A 15,430-nucleotide genomic window follows, 5' to 3' on the forward strand; every position below is an offset into this window, starting at 1 on the left:
GAGTAAAAAATGTCTAACAAAACCTTGTGGTTAAAGTCTCCAGCTGCTGTATACACGGGGAATGAATCTAATGCAGGTAATGGGTTGGTCGTCCAAGGTACAAAAATAGTAGAATTAGTACCTAGCGGCCACACCCCAACGAGTAAAATTGATAACTATGTTGATTGTAGCAATTCAGTTCTAACTCCTGGTTTGATAAATACGCATCATCATTTTTATCAAACGTTAACTCGCTGTGTACCCGGTGCCATAAATAAGCCTTTATTTCCATGGTTAAAGTACCTTTATAAAGTATGGGCACATTTAGACGAAGACATGGTTTATAGCGCAACAAGGCTTGCTGGTTTAGAGCTTATGCTTTCAGGCGCCACTTGTATTGCAGATCACCACTATGTATTCCCTAAAGGCCTAGAAAATGCAATTGACATACAAGTAGAAGCAATCAGATCTTTAGGGTGCAGAGCTACATTGACCCGCGGCTCTATGAGCCTTGGAGAAAGCACTGGAGGCCTCCCCCCAGATAGTGTTATTCAAAATGAAGATACCATACTCGAAGATAGCCAAAGGTTAATAAACCAATATCACAATAGAGACGGTGACGCCTTTATCCAAATTGCATTAGCCCCCTGCTCTCCTTTTTCAGTTTCCACTGAATTAATGAAGAATACAGCTAAGATAGCCACTAAAAATAAAGTATTGCTGCACACACACTTAGCTGAAACTGAAGATGAAAATAACTTTTGTCTTAGTAAGTATGGTATGCGTCCATTAGATTATTTAGAGTCGTGCAACTGGTTAAATAGCCACACATGGTTAGCCCATGGCATACACTTTACTGATGATGAAATACAAAGATTAGGTAAGGCAAGCGTTGGTATAGCCCACTGTCCAAGCTCAAATATGCTATTGGCTTCTGGAATTTGTCCCACTATCGAACTTGAAACTGCAGGTTGCAATATTGGACTAGCAGTAGATGGCTCAGCATCAAATGATTGCTCAAATATGATACAAGAAGCCAGGCAGTCATTATTACAACAGAGGTTACGCTACGGTGCAGAAGTTATCACTGCAGAGAAAGTATTGAGTTATGCGACTAGGGGCTCAGCAGCAGTATTGCAACGCCCTAGTTTAGGGGAGTTTAAACCAGGTCAACAAGCAGACGTCGCTATGTTTTCATTAAATGAACTGCGGTTTTCTGGAGTAGGTAGCCCACTAGATGCACTTGTCACTTGCGGTGCTTATAAAGTTGAAAAACTCATGATTGCGGGTAAGTGGGTTGTTGAAAATGGACACCACCATGATATTGATACTGCTAAGTTGATGTCTGAACATCAGAATTTAGCAAGAAAGCTACAGAGCAGAGCAGTTAATTAATATAGTAAAAGTGCCCATTCATGAAAGTGCATGCAGCAAATTCAACGCCCCAAAAAAGGGCGTTTTGTACTATCATATTGTTCATATATTTATAGCGATATATACATGCATTCTCTTTATCCAAAAAATTCATTTAAAATCAATCAATTAAATTTACCAGCAACAACCTGACCAAATGGACAGGTTGTTGGCATTAATTGTGCAACCCCCATCCAGACACATAAAAAAAGCGCCAGATTGACCATATTCGGTGCGTAGAAGTAAATTATATTATTCGGGAAAACCATAATGAGAAATAAAACGTTCAAATCAAATTCTGTTGCTACCGCTGTGGCAATTGGATTATCAGTATTTTTGCCTAGCCAAGTGTTAGCTCAAGAAAGTGAAGAAGAATCAGTAGAGCGTATTCAGGTAACTGGATCCTTGGGTAGTCTTCCCGGTCAAGATGTTGAAGCTGTATTCGGATTTGGTAAATCAATTCTTGAAACACCTCGTTCAGCTTCTACTATTAGTCAAGAACAATTGGAACGTTTTAGTGTAAGCGACATTGATGAGTTGGTTGCGTTTGCACCGGGTACCTTTACCCAATCTTTCTTCGGTGTTGCAGGTTCATTGGATGTACGTGGTACTCCAGGTGAAACTTACTTTCGTGGAGTAAAACGCCTAGATAACCCAGGTAATTACCCTACACCTATTGGCGCTTCGAGTCGTATTGATATCGTTCGTGGTCCAGCATCACCAATCTATGGTCCAGCGAAAATTGGTGGATACCTAAACTTCAACCCTAAGTCTGCACGTGCGAGTGGCGGTCAATATTTAGAAGGGAACGAGGGTGCATTTTCTTATACTACGGGCTCTTGGGATAAGAGCATAATGACTGCTGAGGTTGGTGGCCCTGGTAAGATTGGCGATAAAGAAATGGGATTCTATCTTTATGGTGAGGTAGAAAACTCAGGAAGCTATTACGACAATACAGATACAGACCAGACTGTTTTACAAGCGTCTTTTAATATTGATGTGACCGATAACGTGTTAGTTGAGTTCGGAGCTATGTACCATGACTATGATGGTAACCAAGTAGCGGGTTGGAACCGTCTAACTCAGGATTTAGTTGATAACGGAACCTATGTTACTGGTACAGCAAAACCATTAGATACTGACTTTGATGGTTTAATTTCTCATGCAGAGTACGGTGCAGTTAATATCGGTGGTAATAGCTTCTTTTATGTACCAGGTTCTTCATTTACAGATGATGAATCAACCGATTTAATGCAACTAGAAAATGTTGGTGTAACAACATTAAAAGGTAACCAAGTACTGGTTGCTCCTGAAGACGTTTTACAAAATGAAGTCGAAACTTTGTACTTTGACATCACGTACTTCTCAGAAAATGGCTGGGAAGTTAAAAACCAGTTGTTTTATGAAGCATATGACAACCTAAATGAAAACGCCTATGGCTTCTCTCAGTTCCACGATAGTTCAGTGATAGAAAATAAACTAATATTTTCTAATGAGTGGGAAACCGATTCATTTTTGGCGCAGTTGCAAGTATCCCCTTCGATTCGTCATACTCAGTTTTTACACGGTGATGACTTTACTTTTGAATACTTTAACCGTAGAGATTTGACTGGCCCATCTACAGCCCTTGATAAAAGACAGTTAGCCACGTCAATTAATGCTAACTACGATAATTATGACAAGGGTAATTATACCGATTACGGTATTGCTGCTATGACAGACTTAACATGGGAATTCGGCCTTAATATAGTCTTAGGTTTACGTTATGACTCAATTGATATCGAAACAACCAGCCGTGGTGATCTGTTATTAGGTGGTGGTGAAGTAGAATCTGCTAGCGGGACTGAAAGTGGCGTTTCTTGGAATACCAGTATTTCATACAAAACTCCAATCGGGCTTATCCCTTATATAACAGCTGCAGAACAAGCGACCTTAATTGCAGGTCAAGGTGCAGAAATCGGTGTAGGCCAATTAGAAGATGGTGCATTTGATACCTCAGAACTATTTGAATATGGTGTGAAGGGCTCATTTTTAGATGATAGCTTATATTTTGCTTTGTCAATTTATGAGCAAGAACGTTCAGATTTTAGTGCACAAGCTATTGTTACCAACTCAACTACAGAAAACAAAGGTACTGAGTTTGAGTTACGCTGGGTTATAAATGACAACTTAGTGATAGGTGCCGGATATACCAATATAAAAGTGTATAACCTAACTGCATTCGAAAATGGTACTCAGTTCGGTTTCTTAGGCGCTGAAGACTTAACTTCTTTAACAGATCCTTCTTTAGTTTATGGTGGTAACGTTATCGGGTTGAATTTGGTTGGTAGTAAAGAAGACTCGCGTAAGGCTGGTATTCCTGAAAATATCTATACCTTAAATGCGACTTATGACTTCCAAAATGGTTTTGCTGCTAACGCAAGTGTTGTAAAAGCAGATGAAACCTTCTCAAGCTTCTCACAGGTAGTAACTTTACCTTCTTATACCCTAATCAATGCTGGGGTATTCTACGAAGCTGAGTCTTGGACGGCTAGTTTAAATATTAAAAACTTAACCGATGAAAAATACTACAGAGCAAACTTCCCAGATTTATTCGGTGCGCAAATTGTTTTGCCTGAGTTGCCTCGTCATTATCAAGCGAAATTTACTTATAAATTCTAAATCTTAGATTTACATAAGTATTAAGGGTAAATATGTTATGCATATTTACCCTTTTTTTATATTCTAGAAATAAATGCAGTAATATAAGGAAGCACAATGAACGCTAAATTATTAACCTGGCTATGCCTTAGTCTAATTTTTCTGGGGTGTAGTGATATACAGCCTAAGCAAAACAGCCCTATAGAAATAAAAGCTGTAGTAGTCACCATGTTTGAAATTGGTGAAGATCAAGGGGATAAACCTGGAGAATTTCAACTTTGGAAAGCCGGACAAGAACTGAACACCTGTCTACCCTTTGACACGTCATTTCATGAGATTTGTATCAACCCTAAAACTGGGGTGATGGGGATAGTGACTGGAATGGGAACGGCAAGAGCCACCGCAGCTATCATGGCATTAGGTTTAGATCCAAGATTTGATCTTACTCAAGCGTATTGGTTAGTTGCGGGTATTGCAGGAGTTGATCCGGCTGATGCATCGATAGGCTCTGCGGTCTGGGCCACATACCTTGTAGATGGTGACCTAGCACATGAGATAGATGCAAGAGAAATTCCAAAAAACTGGGCCAGTGGTTATTTTCCTTTGTTTGCTAATGAGCCGGTAGCAAACGGAGCAACTGCGCCAAAAGGCTCACTATCTCAAAATGGTGAAGTATATAAGTTAGATGAGCACCTTGTTGATTGGGCCTACAAATTAACAAAGGATATTCCGTTAAATGATTATGCATCTATGCATGACCTTAGAAGCCAATATACCCAATACCCTAATGCCCAAAAGCCCCCTTTCGTATTAAAAGGAGATCAAATGGCAGCATCTACCTTTTGGCATGGTGACAGACTTAACCAGTGGGCTAACGATTGGACTCATTACTGGACTCAAGGTAAAGGTAACTTTGTCACCTCAGGGATGGAAGACACCGGAAGTTACCAAGCCATAACTTACCTAGACAAGGCCAACAAGGTTGATAAGCAACGCTTTTTGGTACTAAGAACCGCAAGTAATTACGCTACACCACCCACTGGAATTAGTGCCTCTCAGAACTTGACAAATGAAAGTGGTGAAGCCGGTTTTGCAGGCATGCGCTCTTCATTAGAGTCAGCTTATTTAGTAGGGGGTAAAGTTGTCGATACCATAGTTGCCAACTGGGACCAATATAAGTCTGCGTTACCCTATACTGACTCAACACCTTCTCAAAAGGTAGAAACTAGAAATATACCGTCTCAGCCAGACATGATGCCTATAAAATCTAGACATCTGGCAACTGAGCAATTAGTAAAAGCGCTAGGGTTAGAGGGACATGTTGAAGGCGGTTACTTTAAGCAAACCTTTAAAGCTTCCCACAGGCCTAAAATTTCTACTGACAGTGGCCTACGAAACTTAATGACCAGCATATTTTACTTATTGAGTGCAGAATCCCCTATCGGCCATTTTCATATGAATCAATCAGATATTATGCATTATTTCCATGCAGGAGACCCTATAACCTATTATTTGTTACGTTCCGATGGCTCTCTAGAAACTATCGTAATGGGACCTGATCCAACTAAAGGTCATAAAATGCAAATGATGGTGAAAGGTGGTATTTGGAAAGCGTCTAAAATACCTACAGATGGGGAATACGGTTATGGGCTAATTGGTGAAGCAGTTGCCCCAGGGTTTGAATATGAAGATATGCAATTGGGAGAAACACAAAGACTATTAGCTGAATATCCAAAGCATGCAGAGCTAATAAAGATGTTAAGCCGCTGATGTTCTGAACTAAACTATAATTAAGTAATCAGTATTTATTGATCACAATATAGGGGACTTTAAAATGTTAAAAACAACGCTTGTTGTAGCTCTATCATTAATACAACTAACTAGCATGAGTGACGCGCAAGAGAGCAACACCTCGAGTAATTTTATGGCTGCACAATTATCTGAGCAGATACTTAACCAAACGATTGCATTTAGTAACGAAAAATTAGTCAAAGCCCAAGCGAACCTGCTACGCAAACACTATGAGGCGCTTATTGAAGCTGGTTTTAACAAATCAGAAGCGATTCAGATAATTGTTGCAATGGCATCTAGCGATAAATAGATATAACTATATTGATTATTGAAGCGGCTTATAGTTGCCGCTTCGTTTTTCACAATCAACATTACTGTAGTTTCTGCAACCAGCAATCTACTTTTTTCTCTGGTAAAAAACTAGCATAAAACCCATTTTTCAATAGTTGCTTTAATTGAACTTGGTCAATTGGCAAATTATCAATAAGTGCATGATAGTTATCATTTAAATACCCACCAAAATAACTAGGATCATCGGCGTTCACTGTTACCAATAACCCTAACTTTAGGAGTTCTAAAATATTATGTTGATGCATATGTTCAAATACTTTTAACTTGGTATTCGACAATGGGCAAACTGTTAGTGGGTGTTGCGAACTAACTAAAAATTTTATTAAATTAGGGTCTTCAATACTACGCACACCATGGTCTATTCTATGAACATTAAGAGTATTAAGGGCTCCCCAAACATAGGACGGAGGTCCTTCTTCACCGGCATGAGCAACACGCTTTAATCCTAAATTTTTTGCCATCTCGAAAACTTTCGAGAACTTTTCGGGTGGGTTACCCATTTCTGCGCTATCTAGACCTACAGCCACAATGTCGCCTAGGTGAGGAGTCGCTGCTTCTAGGGTATCGATAGCACTTTTTTCACTTAAATGCCGAAGAAAAGACATGATCAATAAACAAGATTGCCCCCATTCTTGTTTAGCTTGATCCATAGCACGTTTAAAACCAGCCATAAAGATAGAAAAATCTATTCCTCTTTCAGTATGAGTTTGAGGATCAAACATGATTTCTGCATGCACGACATTATCTGCTTTACATTGACATAAGTAACACCACATTAATTGATAAAAGTCATCCTCATCAATCAATACCGAAGCTCCAAGGTAATATAAATCCAAAAAGCTTTGTAAATCTTGAAAATTATATGCAGCTCTTACTTCTTCTATAGATTTATACGGTAATTTAACATTATGCTTTTCAGCAAGTTCTATCATTAGCTCAGGCTCAAGACTGCCCTCAATATGCAAATGTAACTCTACCTTTGGCTGTGAAGACAACCACTTTTTTAATTCTTGTTTATTCATCACTCACCTAACTACCCTGCTTAAATTTTGTCGTACATAACGAATGCACCAAAATATGTCTTTTAGTAATTTAATGGTGCATATATTTTTACTTTGAGGCAACTTTCATTTCTATAAATGATAAGAAAGCATATCAAGCAAAAAGTTTACAGACCTTACTCTAAGTACTTGATATTATTTACACCATAGAGCCGAGCATTACCAGACTAATTGGTCAGCCTTTTGCAAGAACCTCTGTTAGCTAACAATAAATAACAACTCAATCACCCAAACTAAAGTGAAAACCAATGTCTAAATTTCTCGAACATTACTTCCAACTAAAAGAAAAAGGCACCAACCTAAAAACAGAGTTCATAGCCGGCCTGACTACATTCGCCGCTATGTCTTATGTGTTAGTGGTAAACCCCAGCATATTAGGTGCCAGTGGTATGCCTATAGAAGGCTTAATTACGGTTACTGCAATAGCCGCATGTATTGGCTGCTTGTTAATGGCATTTATGACGAATTACCCTATTGCTATGGCGCCAGGAATGGGGTTGAACGCATTTTTTGCATTTACTATTTGTTTAACAAGAGAAGTGCCATGGGATGCAGCTTTGGGCATTGTTTTTTGGAATGGTATATTGTTTTTACTGTTGTCTGTTACAGGGGTAAGGACCAAGATAGCAGAGGCGATACCCGCAGCACTTAAAATAGGCGTGCAATGTGGTATTGGTATGTTTATCGCTTTCATTGGGTTAAAAAATGCTGGCCTAGTCGTCGATAACCCAGCAACGTTTGTCTCAATAGGAGATCTATCTGAGCCGGCAACTCTATTGGCCTTGGCCGGAATTATATTAACGATAGTATTAGTCATAAGAAAAGTGACGGGGGCAATTTTAATATCCGTTATTACCTTAAGTGTCATTGGCGCATTTATACCTGTTGGTGATGGATACTTAACCCAGCACACAGATCAATTCATCGGCTTACCTGATGATATATCAAACACATTTTTTGCTATGGATATCATGTACCCTATTGAGCATCTTGCTGAAACATGGGATCTAATATTTGCACTACTATTCGTCAACATGTTCGACACTATAGGCACGCTTATTGGTGTGTCTCGCCGCGCAAACTTATTAAACAAACAGGGTAAACTACCTAAGCTAGGTAAGGCCATGACAGCAGATGCTGTAGCGAGTGTTATGGGCGCAGCCGTGGGAACATCTCCTGTTACCTCTTATGTAGAATCAGCAGCTGGTGTATCTTCTGGTGGTAGAACAGGGCTTACCACTATCTTTGTTGCGCTTTGTTTTTTAATGGCTTTATTTTTAACGCCGGTAATGAAAGTCATCCCACTAATGGCCACTACCCCCGCTTTGATTATGGTGGGTATTTTAATGATGGACTCATTTAGGCAATTAGATTTTGATGATCTAACAGCCTTAGCTACAGCAACCGTTGCTTTGTTAGCTATGCCATTAACGTTTAGCATTAGTGAAGGTATAGCATTAGGATTTATCACTTATGTGGGGATCATGATGGGTACGGGGCGTTACAAACAAGTTACCTTAATCACATACGTCATGGCGGCAGTCTTTGTATTAAGGTATGTATTAGACTTAAAGTAATGTTTTAGAATAAACGCTGTTATTACAAAGCATATCCATATTAGATAAATAAAAACCGACTCATTCAATTAGAATTCAGTCGGTTTTTTTACGAATTACTTTTGTGGTTTAACTTAGGCAGGGAAGTTCTGTTTCCAGTGATTTGCGATTTGCTCACGAGTACAGCACCATACCCTGTCATGACTCTGAACGTATTCTATAAATCTTTGTAAGGCAGCCATTCTAGCTGGGCGCCCTATTATTCTGCAATGCAAACCAACTGATAGCATTTTGGGGGCGGTTTCACCTTCAGCGTAGAGTACATCAAAGGCATCCTTAAGGTATTGATAAAACTGCTCGCCACTATTAAAGCCTTGAGGGGTAGCAAACCGCATATCATTCGTATCTAAGGTATATGGCACCATTAACAATGGTTTTGCGTATTGCTCGTCATAATAGGGTAAATCATCTGCATAGGAGTCTGCGCAATATAAAATATCATCCCTATCAGCAATTAATTTAAGGGTATTGGGGCTCGTACGGCCAGTATACCAACCCACCGGTTTGCAGCCCGTGATAGCCTGATGCAATTGTATAGCTGCATCTATCATTTTCTTTTCTTGCTCTTCAGGCATATCCTGAAAATGTATCCAACGCATAGCGTGGCTGGCTATTTCCCAATTAGCATCTTGCATAGCAGCAACCGCCTCTGGATTGCGCTGCAGTGCCATAGTGACACCGAATACAGTGATAGGCACTTTGTATTTCACAAATAAGTTATAAAGTCGCCAAAATCCGGATCTGCTGCCGTATTCGTACATTGACTCCATACTTAAATGACGATCTTTGTATGGTTGAGCTCCGACTATTTCTGATAAAAAAATTTCAGAATGCTCGTCGCCATGGAGTATGTTATTTTCACCACCCTCTTCGTAATTTAAAACAAACTGTACGGCTATTTTGGCTTTTTTAGGCCATTTTGGGTGAGGAGGATTTTGCCCGTACCCTATTAAATCCCTCGGGTATGCGTGTTTCATAGTTTACCTAAATTCAGATGGAACAGTTAAATCACAGCCAGTTAAAATCAAATGTATAAGATTTTTAGTCGCATTTTCAAAGTCTTGTTGACCCATAGAGGTACCTTGGAGTTCCTTTATTTGCGTAGAAAAATCAGCATAATGCTGAGAAGTACCCCAAATGTTATAAAGTAGATAGTAAGGATTGGTTTCTTTTAACTTTCCAGCTTTTATCCAATCATCTATTACAGCCACTCTGCCTGCCATCCATTTTGAATGCTGGTCTTTAAAAAAATCGTTCAAATTTGGTGCACCATTGATTATTTCGAGTGCGAAAATTTTTGAAGAATTGGCGTGAGAGCGTGATATTTCCATCTTGTCAGCAATATATTGCGCTAAAACAATAGCAGGGTCATCATCAACTGTTGCCTCATCAAACCCACTGTTCCATAGATGCATTATATTCTCTAATATAGCAAGATATAGGCTTTCTTTAGTTTTAAAATAATATAAAACATTTGTTTTAGGTAAACCTGCCCTATCGGCTATTTCCTGCACCCTTGCCCCTTTATAACCATGAGAAGCAAATACTTGTTCGGCAGCACTGAGAATTTTATTTCTGTTTAATTCACCAATAGTGACGTCTTTGTCATGTCTACTTTTAGTCATTAACGGCTCTTATTTCCTTTAATTATTTAGTTAACCAAATTGTTTTTGTTCTTATAACTTAATACTTTAACACTTTTTGGTGAATAATCTTTAGCTTAGCAAAGCTATCACACTAATCACTAAGTAAACGGCATTTAAATTGCTTTTATGTCTGTTAGTTGTAGTATTTTCTATCATTCGATGCATTTTAGCGAGATAAACCTGACCATCTAGTCAGGTTTTTTATTGTAATTCGCTAGTCTTTAAGGATAATACCTAACTCATCAAATTATTTACCGGAGTTCAAAATGGTCAGCTTTTTATTAAATACTCAAATGAACCATATCCAAGAAGAAAAGGCTGACTTAACCTTACTAGAATATCTACGTGAAAATAAAAAGTTAACCGGCACAAAAGAAGGCTGCGCTTCTGGTGACTGTGGAGCATGCACTGTGGTTGTGGCTGAAATATCAAAGGCAACAGACCATTCTCTTCAATACAAAGCTATCAATAGCTGTGTGACGTTTTTATCTGCGCTGCATGGCAAGCAATTAATTACCGTTGAGCATTTAAGTGACGGCAACAACTTACACCCAGTGCAACAAAGCATGGTTGAAGAACATGGCTCCCAGTGTGGCTTTTGTACACCTGGTTTTATTATGTCTATGTTTGCGCTTTATCATCAGAACTCAGAAATAGATAGAGAAGCCGTTATTAATGGTTTATCTGGTAATTTATGTCGTTGCACTGGATATCGTCCCATTATTGATGCTGCTCTAAATGTATGTGGCAACAAAATTGAAGATAAATTTAGCCGAGTAGAAGCACAAACGATTACTACGTTAAAATCTATCGGCAGAACTTCGGTAGATACAGACAACCTAATTATCCCAACGTCAAGAGAGGCTCTGAGCCAAGCGATACAAAGCCACCCAACAGCAAAGATGTTTGCTGGTAGTACAGACTTAGCCTTGCAAGTTACCCAGCAACTGCAAACCTTTGACAAGTTAATATCAATAAGTTTGGTACCTGAATTAACCACTATTGATACGCTAGAGCAGGGTTTACTAATAGGTGCAGCCCTACCCTTTAATGAAATTGAACCTGAATTATTAAAGCATTTCCCTGATTTATCAGAGTTACTTTGGCGATTTGCGGCTACGCCAATACGTAACCAAGCCACTCTAGGTGGCAATGTAGCAAATGCGTCTCCTATAGGTGATATGCCCCCCGTATTATTAGCCTTAAATGCAGTGATACATATTGATAATGGCCATACACAACGTACCGTTGCGGCACATGAATTTTTCCTCGGATATCGACAAACAGTGCTACATCAAGATGAGTGGGTTGCTGCTATTTTCATCCCTTATCTACAACCCAATCAAAGCATTAGAGCTTATAAAATATCAAAACGTTACGAAGATGATATATCTGCGGTATGTGCAGTCTTTAATATTGCACTCGAAGACAAAAAAGTAATTAGCTTAAGCGCCGGATTTGGTGGCGTTGCAGCTATTCCTGCAATAGTAGAAGAACTAAACACCAGCCTTTTAGGTAAAGATTGGTCTAGTTCGCTCACCTTTGAAATCGGCAAAGATATATTATTTAAAGCATTCACCCCTTTGGATGATGTTAGAGCAACAAAGGAATATAGAGTGACTATGTTGGCAAATTTATGGAAGCGTTTTTGGCTTGAGAGCAACCATCAGGCCAACACAATAGCAACTCGTGTTGTTCATGTACCCCATAGCACGGGAGTCACTAGCCATGCGTAAACTCATTACACAACCAGGTTTCGATAATCAAACCCAAGGCGTAGCAGGTAAATCACATAAACATGAAAGTGCGCAGCGCCAAGTGGGCGGGCTAGCTCGCTATGTTGACGATATTCCTGAGGCAGCCAACATTCATCATGGAGCGGTAGGAGTTAGCCCAGTAGCGTCTGGTGTCATCACCTCTATGGATTTAGAAGCAGTTAAAGCCAGTGAGGGTGTAATTGATGTTATTACCGTTGATGATATCCCTGGACATAAAGATATTGGGCCGGTTTTTTCTGGTGATCCGCTACTTGCTGATTCGAAAATTTTTTACCACAGCCAACCTGTTTTTGCTGTGCTTGCGACATCCTCAACCTTGGCTAGAAAAGCTGCGTTGAAAGCGACAATAGAGATCACTCCTGACGAAGCATGTTTATCAGTAGCCCAAGCCAAAGAGGCCAGTGATTTTGTTCGCCCGCCTCACTTTATGCGTCATGGAGACTTTCAACAAAGCTATAACAACAGCCCTGTAAAAATAAGTGGTGAATTATTTATAGGTGGACAGGAGCATATGTATCTTGAAGGCCAAATATCTATGGCTATTCCTGAAGAAGAAGACAGGGTGACTGTGCATACTTCTAGCCAACATCCAAGCGAAGTACAAAAACTTATCGCAGAAGTGTTAGATATTAAGTTACATAAAGTCGTAGTGGACATGCGCCGCATGGGCGGCGGGTTTGGAGGCAAAGAAACCCAAGCCGCACAGTGGGCTTGTTTGGCGTCATTACTTGCTACTCGTAATAATGTAGCTGTGAAAATACGTCTACCAAGAATGTTAGACATGGCAGCAACAGGTAAACGGCATCCATTTGAGAACCGCTTTAGTGTTGGAGTTGATGAGCAAGGTTTATTGCAAGCAACACATATAGAAATTAATGGCAACTGTGGCCATTCTCCTGATTTATCAGATGCCATTGTTGACCGTGCTATGTTCCATGCTGACAACGGGTACTATTTAGCAGATTGTTACATTGAAGGTCATAGATGTCGTACCAATCAGGTCTCACATACTGCTTATAGAGGCTTCGGCGGGCCCCAAGGTATGATTATGGGTGAAGCCATTATGGATGCTATTGCCCGTAAAGTGGGTAAAGATCCGTTAACTATACGTAAACTAAACCTTTACCAAAAAGACAGTCGCAATACTACCCAATATGGGATGCCAGTTGAGCACAACCTACTTGACGATCTCATTCAACGCTTAGAAAATTCTAGCGATTATTGGGCCAGAAGAGATCAAATTAGGCTCTTTAATGAAAACAGTCCAATCATTAAAAAAGGCCTAGCGTTAACGCCGATAAAATTTGGCATTTCTTTTACTGCAAAACACTTAAATCAAGCAGGCGCGCTGTTACATATTTACACTGATGGCAGTATACAAATAAGTCATGGTGGTACCGAAATGGGACAAGGCTTACATACTAAAATTGGGCAAATTGTTGCAAACGAGTTTGGGCTACCCCTATCTCATATTGAAGTCACTTCAACCCGCACCGATAAAGTACCAAATACCTCACCTACAGCGGCATCAAGCGGCACAGATTTAAATGGTAAAGCAGCACAGAATGCTTGTATCGCGATAAAAGAAAGGCTGGCAGCCTTCTTAGCAGAGCAGGTCGATGGTGATCCGCAATTTGTTAAGTTTACTGAACAGGCCGTCACACTAAACGAACATAAAATGACCTTTGTGGAGCTCATACAACAGGCTTATATGAACCGTATTTCTTTGTCTGCATCTGGATTCTATAAAACCCCAAAAATTCATTACGATAGAGAAACAGGTAAAGGTCGTCCATTTTTCTACTTTGCTTATGGCGCAAGTTGTTCAGAGGTATCTATTGATACACTGACAGGTGAGTACAAAGTAAATCGTGTTGATATATTGCATGATGTGGGGAAAAGCATTAACCCTGCTATCGACATTGGGCAAATTGAAGGTGGTTTTATTCAGGGAATGGGCTGGTTAACCAGTGAAGAGTTGTTATGGGATGATTCAGGTAAATTAATTAGTAATAACCCTGCAACCTATAAAATACCCGCCATCGGTGATACACCTGAAATATTTAACGTAGACCTCTACCCCAGAGCAAACGATGAAGAGAGTATCTATCACTCTAAAGCCGTGGGTGAGCCTCCTTTTATGTTGGCAAACTCAGTATGGTGTGCATTAAAAGATGCCATTTCGAGTATAACTGACTATAGAACTGACCCAATTCTAGATACGCCAGCCACACCAGAAAAAGTCTATAAAGCCATAGAACAAGCTCAAGCTTGGAAGGATAATAGCTATGAAAGCTAATAGCTGGTTTGATGCTGTTTATCAGTGTCAACAACAAGGTAAAAGCTACGTACTAGTAACCTTGTTAGCAACAGCGGGGTCTACGCCAAGGGATGGCGGTACTAAAATGCTGGTATGTGATGATTGCACCTATGACACTATAGGCGGCGGACACTTAGAGTTTGAGATAACCAAGCAAGCAAGACAATTGCTACTAGAAGATCAAACTAAACAGAAAGTTGAGCATTATCCTTTGTCAAGCAAATTGGGGCAATGTTGTGGTGGCGCCACTAATGTATTGTTTGAAGTATTTACGCAACATACTCAACATATTGCAATTTATGGTGCAGGTCACGTTTCTAGAGCATTAGTCCCGATTTTGTCACAGCTTCCATTGCAAATACGCTGGATTGATAATCGCCAAACATTGCTTGATGAGATTGATCATCAAGCCCTTAGTTCAAACGTGAAATTGCAGTATGCAGAACACCCAGAAGATACCTTGAATACCTTACCAACCTCATCGTGGGTAATGATTATGACTCACAATCATCAGTTAGATTTTGACATAGTTGAAGCCGCCCTTGGCAATCAAGCCATTTCATTTGTGGGCATGATAGGCTCAGAAACCAAAGCCCGAAGGTTCGTTACCCGGCTTACCCATAGGGACTGGCCAACGGCAGATATTAAACGGCTCATAAGCCCAGTAGGAATGCTTGATATTCCAGGTAAACAACCTATTGAGGTAGCGGTATCTATGGCGGCCCAAATCATCCAAAAATTAAACACAAAGTCACCGAGCGTAGATGCCGATAAGCAAGCGTGGCGTGACAACAAACTACTATTTAAATCTTTAGTAGCTGAACCATTAAAATGA

At 39.9% G+C, this 15,430-nt stretch carries 11 protein-coding genes; 8 read left to right on the forward strand and 3 right to left on the reverse strand.

Translation table 11 applies throughout. The annotated features are described in order from the left end of the window. Positions 1-9 precede the first annotated feature (9 nt). The 4 genes from ABJD71_RS04410 (at position 10) to ABJD71_RS04425 (ending at position 6,133) form a co-directional block, all read left to right on the forward strand. The gene (locus ABJD71_RS04410; RefSeq protein WP_348165103.1) at positions 10-1,374 is read left to right on the forward strand and encodes an 8-oxoguanine deaminase; all 1,365 of its coding nucleotides are present in this window, start codon (positions 10-12) and stop codon (positions 1,372-1,374) included. Between the two features lie 288 nt (positions 1,375-1,662). Beyond that, the gene (locus tag ABJD71_RS04415) at positions 1,663-4,053 is read left to right on the forward strand and encodes a TonB-dependent receptor (RefSeq protein ID WP_348165106.1); all 2,391 of its coding nucleotides are present in this window, start codon (positions 1,663-1,665) and stop codon (positions 4,051-4,053) included. Between the two features lie 96 nt (positions 4,054-4,149). Then, a complete protein-coding gene (locus ABJD71_RS04420) occupies positions 4,150-5,802 on the forward strand; it encodes a cupin domain-containing protein (RefSeq protein ID WP_348165109.1) in 1,653 nt (550 codons plus the stop codon). A 64-nt stretch (positions 5,803-5,866) separates the two neighbouring features. Then, positions 5,867-6,133, forward strand: coding sequence for a hypothetical protein (locus ABJD71_RS04425; RefSeq protein ID WP_348165112.1), 267 nt, complete (start codon positions 5,867-5,869; stop codon positions 6,131-6,133). A 61-nt stretch (positions 6,134-6,194) separates the two neighbouring features. Here the strand turns inward: ABJD71_RS04425 and ABJD71_RS04430 are convergent, their stop codons facing one another. Further along, complete coding sequence (locus ABJD71_RS04430; RefSeq protein ID WP_348165115.1) at positions 6,195-7,196, reverse strand: adenosine deaminase; 1,002 nt, start codon at positions 7,194-7,196, stop codon at positions 6,195-6,197. Positions 7,197-7,483: 287 nt separating this feature from the next. Between ABJD71_RS04430 and ABJD71_RS04435 the strand changes: the two genes are divergently transcribed. Continuing rightward, positions 7,484-8,812, forward strand: a complete 1,329-nt coding sequence (locus ABJD71_RS04435) for an NCS2 family permease (protein WP_348165118.1) — start codon at positions 7,484-7,486, stop codon at positions 8,810-8,812. A gap of 113 nt (positions 8,813-8,925) precedes the next feature. Here the strand turns inward: ABJD71_RS04435 and puuE are convergent, their stop codons facing one another. Then, positions 8,926-9,828, reverse strand: coding sequence for an allantoinase PuuE (puuE, locus tag ABJD71_RS04440; RefSeq protein ID WP_348165121.1), 903 nt, complete (start codon positions 9,826-9,828; stop codon positions 8,926-8,928). 3 nt (positions 9,829-9,831) lie between these two features. After that, a complete protein-coding gene (locus ABJD71_RS04445) occupies positions 9,832-10,476 on the reverse strand; it encodes a TetR/AcrR family transcriptional regulator (protein ID WP_348165124.1) in 645 nt (214 codons plus the stop codon). Positions 10,477-10,763: 287 nt separating this feature from the next. Between ABJD71_RS04445 and xdhA the strand changes: the two genes are divergently transcribed. From xdhA to xdhC, 3 genes are read left to right on the forward strand one after another with little or no spacing between them, the layout of a single operon-like run. Beyond that, a complete protein-coding gene (xdhA, locus tag ABJD71_RS04450; protein ID WP_348165127.1) occupies positions 10,764-12,233 on the forward strand; it encodes a xanthine dehydrogenase small subunit in 1,470 nt (489 codons plus the stop codon). Then, entirely contained in the window at positions 12,226-14,574 is a 2,349-nt protein-coding gene (xdhB, locus tag ABJD71_RS04455) for a xanthine dehydrogenase molybdopterin binding subunit (protein ID WP_348165130.1), read from the forward strand. The genes xdhA and xdhB overlap by 8 nt, the downstream gene beginning before the upstream one ends. Continuing rightward, positions 14,564-15,430, forward strand: coding sequence for a xanthine dehydrogenase accessory protein XdhC (xdhC, locus tag ABJD71_RS04460; protein WP_348165133.1), 867 nt, complete (start codon positions 14,564-14,566; stop codon positions 15,428-15,430). The genes xdhB and xdhC overlap by 11 nt, the downstream gene beginning before the upstream one ends.

It is taken from the genome of Paraglaciecola sp., assembly GCF_039943935.1.
GTDB lineage: Bacteria > Pseudomonadota > Gammaproteobacteria > Enterobacterales > Alteromonadaceae > Paraglaciecola.

Coding starts and splice junctions, on each gene's coding strand:
- ABJD71_RS04445 (WP_348165124.1), bottom strand. CDS start 10,476: ATGACTAAAAGTAGACATGACAAAGACGTCACTATTGGTGAATTAAAC.
- xdhB (WP_348165130.1), top strand. CDS start 12,226: ATGCGTAAACTCATTACACAACCAGGTTTCGATAATCAAACCCAAGGC.
- ABJD71_RS04435 (WP_348165118.1), top strand. CDS start 7,484: ATGTCTAAATTTCTCGAACATTACTTCCAACTAAAAGAAAAAGGCACC.
- xdhA (WP_348165127.1), top strand. CDS start 10,764: ATGGTCAGCTTTTTATTAAATACTCAAATGAACCATATCCAAGAAGAA.
- ABJD71_RS04420 (WP_348165109.1), top strand. CDS start 4,150: ATGAACGCTAAATTATTAACCTGGCTATGCCTTAGTCTAATTTTTCTG.
- ABJD71_RS04410 (WP_348165103.1), top strand. CDS start 10: ATGTCTAACAAAACCTTGTGGTTAAAGTCTCCAGCTGCTGTATACACG.
- ABJD71_RS04430 (WP_348165115.1), bottom strand. CDS start 7,196: ATGAATAAACAAGAATTAAAAAAGTGGTTGTCTTCACAGCCAAAGGTA.
- ABJD71_RS04415 (WP_348165106.1), top strand. CDS start 1,663: ATGAGAAATAAAACGTTCAAATCAAATTCTGTTGCTACCGCTGTGGCA.
- xdhC (WP_348165133.1), top strand. CDS start 14,564: ATGAAAGCTAATAGCTGGTTTGATGCTGTTTATCAGTGTCAACAACAA.
- puuE (WP_348165121.1), bottom strand. CDS start 9,828: ATGAAACACGCATACCCGAGGGATTTAATAGGGTACGGGCAAAATCCT.
- ABJD71_RS04425 (WP_348165112.1), top strand. CDS start 5,867: ATGTTAAAAACAACGCTTGTTGTAGCTCTATCATTAATACAACTAACT.